Annotated in this window: 9 protein-coding genes; 8 read left to right on the plus strand and 1 reads right to left on the minus strand. The window is 47.5% G+C overall.

All coding sequences use genetic code 11. The annotated features are described in order from the left end of the window. Nucleotides 1–28: 28 nt before the first annotated feature. From ACSHWX_RS06665 to ilvC, 5 genes are all read left to right on the plus strand, one after another. Nucleotides 29–418, plus strand: coding sequence for a VOC family protein (locus ACSHWX_RS06665; RefSeq protein ID WP_435667417.1), 390 nt, complete (start codon nt 29–31; stop codon nt 416–418). Further along, entirely contained in the window at nt 419–739 is a 321-nt protein-coding gene (locus ACSHWX_RS06670; protein ID WP_435667418.1) for a DUF1801 domain-containing protein, read from the plus strand. Between the two features lie 98 nt (nt 740–837). Further along, nucleotides 838–1,122 (plus strand): putative quinol monooxygenase, encoded by a 285-nt coding sequence (locus ACSHWX_RS06675; RefSeq protein WP_435667419.1) that lies wholly within the window; start codon nt 838–840, stop codon nt 1,120–1,122. Between the two features lie 141 nt (nt 1,123–1,263). Continuing rightward, nucleotides 1,264–1,890 carry a TetR/AcrR family transcriptional regulator gene (locus tag ACSHWX_RS06680; RefSeq protein ID WP_435667420.1) on the plus strand — a complete coding sequence of 209 codons (627 nt, stop codon included), beginning with the start codon at nt 1,264–1,266 and terminating at the stop codon, nt 1,888–1,890. A 52-nt stretch (nt 1,891–1,942) separates the two neighbouring features. After that, nucleotides 1,943–2,962, plus strand: a complete 1,020-nt coding sequence (gene ilvC, locus ACSHWX_RS06685; protein ID WP_435667421.1) for a ketol-acid reductoisomerase — start codon at nt 1,943–1,945, stop codon at nt 2,960–2,962. An 83-nt stretch (nt 2,963–3,045) separates the two neighbouring features. On the opposite strand, the gene ACSHWX_RS06690 is transcribed toward ilvC, so the two are convergent. Then, nucleotides 3,046–3,795 (minus strand): SDR family oxidoreductase, encoded by a 750-nt coding sequence (locus tag ACSHWX_RS06690; RefSeq protein WP_435667422.1) that lies wholly within the window; start codon nt 3,793–3,795, stop codon nt 3,046–3,048. Nucleotides 3,796–3,906: 111 nt separating this feature from the next. On the opposite strand from ACSHWX_RS06690, the gene ACSHWX_RS06695 reads away from it, so the two are divergent. The 3 genes from ACSHWX_RS06695 (at nt 3,907) to ACSHWX_RS06705 (ending at nt 6,020) form a co-directional block, all read left to right on the plus strand. Continuing rightward, the gene (locus tag ACSHWX_RS06695) at nt 3,907–4,509 is read left to right on the plus strand and encodes a TetR/AcrR family transcriptional regulator (protein WP_435667423.1); all 603 of its coding nucleotides are present in this window, start codon (nt 3,907–3,909) and stop codon (nt 4,507–4,509) included. Between the two features lie 81 nt (nt 4,510–4,590). Then, nucleotides 4,591–5,514 (plus strand): PhzF family phenazine biosynthesis protein, encoded by a 924-nt coding sequence (locus ACSHWX_RS06700; RefSeq protein WP_435667424.1) that lies wholly within the window; start codon nt 4,591–4,593, stop codon nt 5,512–5,514. Between the two features lie 74 nt (nt 5,515–5,588). Next, entirely contained in the window at nt 5,589–6,020 is a 432-nt protein-coding gene (locus tag ACSHWX_RS06705) for a hypothetical protein (protein WP_435667425.1), read from the plus strand. Nucleotides 6,021–6,158 lie beyond the last annotated feature (138 nt).

The following is a 6,158-nucleotide window of genomic DNA, read 5'->3' on the forward strand; positions in this document are numbered from 1 at the left end:
TCAGCAAGAGGTTCCAAAGGATTGAACGATGAAATTTGGCTACACGATAATTTATGTAAAAGACGTGGTTGAAACTGTGGGTTTTTACGAAAAAGCGTTTGGTTTAACGCGCCGCTTTATCCATGAAGGCAATGGTTATGCCGAAATGGAGACTGGCGCCACGGCACTAGCTTTTGCATCAGAAGATGCGGCAGCAGATAATGATATCGCCATTTATCCAAACAAAAGCAAAGAACTGCCTGCCGGTTGGGAGATCTGCTTGGTGACTGACAATGTTGAAGAGGCGTACGCCAATGCACTATCCGCTGGCTCTAAACCCGTTCTCGCGCCAGTTGATAAACCTTGGGGGCAGACTGTCTCCTATGTTCGAGATTTAAATGGCTGCCTTGTTGAGCTGGCCTCACCAGTGGGTGCATAAATGGCAGAGTTTGAACCAAATGCAATCATCGCAGCGATTGAAGAATTGATTGTTGACCTGTTGCCCGATGCAACGCCCCGATCCATGTATGGCGGCACCGTTCTTGAACTGGTGCCAGGTGACCACTCGACCCTAATTGGTGGGTACTTCGCGCATAAAGCGCATGTTTCGTTGGAGTTTTCTCTGGGGGTCAATTTTGAGGACCCGAAGGGCCTGCTTGAAGGAAAAGGCAAGTTTCGGCGGCACTTAAAGCTTCGAAGTCTGGATGATATCGCAGAAAAGCAGGTTGCGTATTTCATCAAGCAACTGAAGGTTGATTAGAGAGTGGTTTGCCTCATTTTGAGGTTGCTCACATCTGTTCCTGCGGCTAGTTAGTGATTGCTTGCCATCTGGCCACCAGCAAAATTAGGATGCAGATTATGACGGATATGATCTATCTCAATGGTCACATTGATGTTCCGCTTGACCGTGTTGCTGCTGTTGAGGCGGCGCTGCCGAAGCATATTGAACTGACATTGGCCGAGCCGGGGTGTATTTCATTTGTGGTGGTGCCATCTACCCAAATTGACGGGCGGTTTAAAGTGGCGGAGCTGTTTGTTGACCGCGCCGCATTTGAGGCGCATCAAGAGCGAACAAAAGCGTCTGCATGGCACAAAATTACCGATGGCATTCCGCGTGAATATACCATTCGCGAAGGTGAGTGAGCCTCTGTTTCCCTAAAGCCTTTGCTGCGATCCAAATTTCGACCAACTTACGCGCATCAAATAAGTTTAAATTTCCTCTTGCATTTATCAGTACCGTACGGTACGGTTCCTTAATAATTATCTAACCATTGGAGAACTGTAGTGGCTCAGGCGATACGATTAGGCGATGAAGAACTTACTGCACGTCAGCAGGATGTTCTGGATATTGCGCTATCGCTATTGGTGGAGGTTGGCGATAAGTTGACCATGACCGGTGTGGCGCGGCGCGCACGTTGCTCGAAAGAGTCGCTGTATAAATGGTTCGGTGATCGCGATGGACTTTTGACTGCGATTGTTCAGTGGCAAGCGGCGAAGGTGAGAACCGTGCCCGTAGGCCCACAGCGCATGTCCAAAGAAACATTGCAGTCTCACTTAGAACAATTCGCCTTTGATTGGCTCAAAGTGATTTCAGGCGACATTTCAGTTGCTTTGAACCGATTGGCCATCACCCATGCGGGGCCATTGAGCAATCTTGGCACGACGGTTTTAATGAATGGTCGATTTGCGGTCGGTGATCGCCTGCGGCCGCTTCTTAAAGCCGGGCGAGGGGCTGGATTGTTGCATTTTAACGACGACGAAGAAGCTTTTCGAACTTTTTTCGGTCTGGTGATCAAAGATGTGCAAATCCGTCTACTGCTTGGCGAAGAACTAGTGTTAAGCGAAACGGACGTTGTGCGCGACGCCAAGAGGGCAGTTGAACAGTTTGTGATGCTTTACGGCATTCGATGAATTAAGCGGCGAGATAACTCGCCAAGATTAAAAAAATAGAGGGATAGCACCAATGCGTGTTTATTATGATCAAGACGCTGATCTAAATCTGATCAAAGCAAAAAAAGTAGCCATCATTGGTTACGGTAGCCAAGGTCGCGCGCACGCGTTGAACCTTAAAGATTCAGGCGCAACACAATTGGCTGTTGGTCTTCGTCCTGGTTCTGCAACGGCGAAAAAAGTTGAGGCAGATGGCCTTAAAGTTATGAGTGTTGCTGAAGCTGCTGCTTGGGCTGACGTGATGATGATGGCGACGCCTGACGAATTGCAAGCTGACATTTACAAAGACGAAATCGCACCAAACATTCGTGACGGCGCAGCGATTGCTTTCGCCCATGGTTTGAACGTGCATTATGGTTTGATTGAGCCAAAAGACAGCATCGACGTGCTTATGGTTGCACCAAAAGGCCCAGGCCACACAGTGCGCGGTGAATACGAAAAAGGCGGCGGCGTTCCTTGTCTTATTGCTATCCATCACGATGCAACTGGCAATGCGAAAGATATCGGCTTGGCTTACGCTTCTGGCGTTGGTGGTGGTCGTTCAGGCATCATCGAAACTACTTTTAAAGAAGAGTGCGAAACTGATTTGTTCGGTGAGCAAGCTGTTCTTTGTGGTGGTGTGGTTGAACTTATCCGTGCTGGTTTTGAAACGTTGGTTGAAGCTGGTTACGCACCAGAAATGGCCTATTTCGAGTGCTTGCACGAAGTGAAGTTGATTGTTGACTTGATCTATCAAGGCGGCATTGCAAACATGAACTACTCGATTTCAAACACTGCTGAGTGGGGCGAGTATGTATCTGGTCCACGCATTATCACATCAGAAACAAAAGCTGAGATGAAACGCGTGCTTGATGACATTCAATCTGGTAAGTTTACATCAGAATGGATGCAGGAATATCGGGCAGGTGCTGCGAAGTTTAAAGCGACACGTCGCAATAATGACGCGCACCAAATCGAAGAGGTTGGTTCAAAACTTCGCGATATGATGCCATGGATTAAAGCTGGTGCGTTGGTTGATAAAGACCGCAACTAGGGTCTAGGCCCAGCTTTTTAAATGAATAAACCCTAGCTCTCCCAGAGCTAACTTGAGGGGTGCTTCTTTAGCACCCCTTTTTTTTATCGAAGAATGCGCGCAGATAGTTCCGGTGCAATTCGGTTGATAATGCGCAAAAGTTTAGCCTTCGCGACCCAGATTTCGGGTTTCCCCTGCTCAATCCCTTTGAAAATTTCGGCTGCTGCCTGTTCTGGCGAAATTTTGCCACTGCCTCGGCCTTTGGTCATATCGGTTTCCACCATGGGCAGTATAACTTCCACGATATTAACTGGTGATTTGTTGGCAATGCACTGATATCGCAGTCCTTTGGAGAATGAGCTTAAAGCAGCCTTCGTCGCGCAATAGGTTGGGGATGCAGTTTTGGGTGCAAGAGCAAGTCCAGAGCTGATATTGACCACTGCGCCGGCTGGTGCGCGCTGCAATTCTTCCAGCAGTCCAAGTGTTAGCGTGATAGGCGCGCTTAAATTGAGTGCGATTTCTCGCACTGAAATGTCAGTGTGATTTTCCGTTTTTGAGAAATCAAAAAAGTCCATTTCGGTTTGGCTGGCGGCATTGTTGATCAATAGGTCGATTGCGTTGTGCTTAGTCTTGATTTCTTGAATTAGAGCCTGGATGGCAGCTTGATCTGACAGATCACACTCAATTCCGGTTACTTGCGATTTCCATGCTGCGGGCTCCTTAAAAAAGGCTTCAAAGCTTCTACCAATGGCGATAACTTCATAGCCGTTTTCGACCAGCAGTTTTGCGGTTTGCAGTCCAATCCCTCGTGTTCCGCCCGTAATGATTGCTGTTTTGGTTGATGATTGAGGCATTGCAAAACTCCGTTCTCAATTCAAACGCCGGTGAAAGTTCGGCGATCTATTGTGCATTTATTGGTTATCTATTAGGATACGAGCAATTGCTCATATTACAACTCGTGTTCCATGACCGCTCAAAAACAAGACCTAAAACCCCGGAAAAAGCCCGTTCAAGGGCGTTCTAAGGCTGTGGTCGATGCCATTTTGCAGGCGAGTATTCGCGTTTTGGACCGAGAAGGGTACTCAGCCTTCAACACAAACAGGGTCGCTGAAATCGCGGGTGTCAGCGTTGGGTCCGTCTATCAATATTTCCCCTCAAAAGAGGCGATATTGATGACCATTCTTCGTCAGAAACGGCAGAACTTGCTCGATAAGTTTAACATCGTTGCGACTGCCGACAATGGTGATGATCTAACAAGTGCGGTGACGCGTCTTGTTGGCGCAACGATCGAGGCGCAAGGGGATTGGCCGCGATTGGCCAAAGTCTTAGCGTTAGCGGAACACGATTTACCGGTTGAGCAATCGGGGCGGGGTTTGAAAATTGAAATTGCCGATAGTTTGACAAATGTTCTCGCCCATTATGGCATCGAACAACCAAAAGTAGCCGCGTTGGACATTATGGCAATTGTTGATGCACTGATCCATTCAGCGCAATCGACGCGCAAAGATGCAAATGCGCATTTGCAGCGAAACATCGTCAATGCAGTAATGGGCTATTTGCAGGTCTAATTGACGCTTAAGATTGTCCTATCGTTCTGTGTCATCGTAATAATATTTTTAAGTGATACTGGCACGATATGATGATTCATCGTGTTTGAAAAAGAGGGATTTACCATGCAGCTGTCCTATACAATTTTGGATGTTTTTACTCAAAAGCGACTGCAAGGTAACCCACTGGCTGTCATTCATGATGCAGACATGATCCCCGATAAGTTGATGCAAGCCATTGCTAAAGAGCTCAATTTGAGTGAAACGGTTTTTGTCCAGTCACCAAAAAATGCTCGGCATGTTGCAGAGTTACGGATTTTTACGCCTTCTGTGGAGTTGCCGTTTGCAGGGCATCCGACGATTGGCGCTGCAGTTCTTCTTGGTCTACGGCAAAAGGTCACTGCAATTCGTTTGGAAGAAAAAGTGGGCACTATTGTTGCCCTAACGACCCCAAAAAATAAAAGTATGGGCCATGCCCGCTTTAGTCTCCCCAAATTGCCTGAACGTGTGGGTGATGCCCCGTCTGTAGAAGATATTGCGCGTACACTTGGTCTTGAGGTTGAAGATATTGGTGCAGGCGAATTGATACCTGCAATTTACAGTGCAGGGGTTCCATATGTGCTGGTTCCTGTTCGCTGCGAAGCCGTACTTTCGTCGATTAAGCTAGAACGCCGAGGTTGGCAGGACGTGTTCGATGGTGAAAGCCGAGAGGTTTATGCGTTCGCACCAACAAAAGATGACCGCCATGCCCAGTTTGCCAGCCGCGCTTTCGTTGAAATGGACGATTTAAGAGAAGATCCGGCAACCGGATCAGCTGCAGCAGCGTTGTGCGGGTTGCTATCGGATCAACTTTTTGACGAAGATGGTCTGGTTGATTTCTCCGTTAAGCAAGGCGTGGACATGGGGCGTCCTAGTCTCATCGAAGCGCAGATCAAACGCGAAAATGGCGAACTGGTACATGCGGGCATTGGTGGACATGTGATTATTCTTGCAACTGGAACGTTGTTCTTGGACGAAGACGAGTAAATTGTATGCCTTACGGCGCTTGTGCCACTGCGGTATGACGCCTATCGTCATGCTTTGGGGTGTGGAGCGGTGCTATGAATTTTCTATCCAATATTTTGCTGATGATACATCTGTTCTCGATGTGTTTGGGAATAGGCATTGGCGTCGCTGTTGTAGTTGCAGGCACTCAAATACAAGATGTGAGTAGCGATGCTGGACGTGCGATTTTGGGCTTAGTCAAAAAGCTCTCTGCATTGGGTAGAATGGCCATTGTTTTGTTGTGGCTCACCGGCATTTTCATGTTTTTGCTGTCTTATTCTAACCTTTCCAGCCTTGGGTGGACGTTCGTTGTTAAAATTACATTTGTCATCCTTCTCACAATTTCTGTCTTCTATGCGAAAACCCTCGGCCCGAAAATCGCGGCAGGGGACAAAAGTGCCCGTGTTCTTGGTAAAAAAATTGGGATATTAAATGGCGGATTGGCGACATTGGCACTTATTTTTGCCGTTCTTACCTTTTCCGCTTAGTACATTTTGTTTGCCAATTTGAGATGGACGAACGCAAATGTTCACATTTGGCGTTTGCATGTCGGCAAATTTTTGTTATGCGTTTTAGGACGTTGATTTTGTTATGTGCCATTATTGGTACCTTGGAGTTGTTGTCGC

Source organism: Maritalea sp. (assembly GCF_051251695.1).
Taxonomy (GTDB): Bacteria; Pseudomonadota; Alphaproteobacteria; order Rhizobiales; family Devosiaceae; genus Maritalea.

Excerpts from the sequence above, each read along its gene's own strand:
- ACSHWX_RS06665 (WP_435667417.1), top strand. The coding sequence starts at position 29 with ATGAAATTTGGCTACACGATAATTTATGTAAAAGACGTGGTTGAAACT.
- ACSHWX_RS06670 (WP_435667418.1), top strand. The coding sequence starts at position 419 with ATGGCAGAGTTTGAACCAAATGCAATCATCGCAGCGATTGAAGAATTG.
- ACSHWX_RS06675 (WP_435667419.1), top strand. The coding sequence starts at position 838 with ATGACGGATATGATCTATCTCAATGGTCACATTGATGTTCCGCTTGAC.
- ilvC (WP_435667421.1), top strand. The coding sequence starts at position 1,943 with ATGCGTGTTTATTATGATCAAGACGCTGATCTAAATCTGATCAAAGCA.
- ACSHWX_RS06690 (WP_435667422.1), bottom strand. The coding sequence starts at position 3,795 with ATGCCTCAATCATCAACCAAAACAGCAATCATTACGGGCGGAACACGA.
- ACSHWX_RS06695 (WP_435667423.1), top strand. The coding sequence starts at position 3,907 with ATGACCGCTCAAAAACAAGACCTAAAACCCCGGAAAAAGCCCGTTCAA.
- ACSHWX_RS06705 (WP_435667425.1), top strand. The coding sequence starts at position 5,589 with ATGAATTTTCTATCCAATATTTTGCTGATGATACATCTGTTCTCGATG.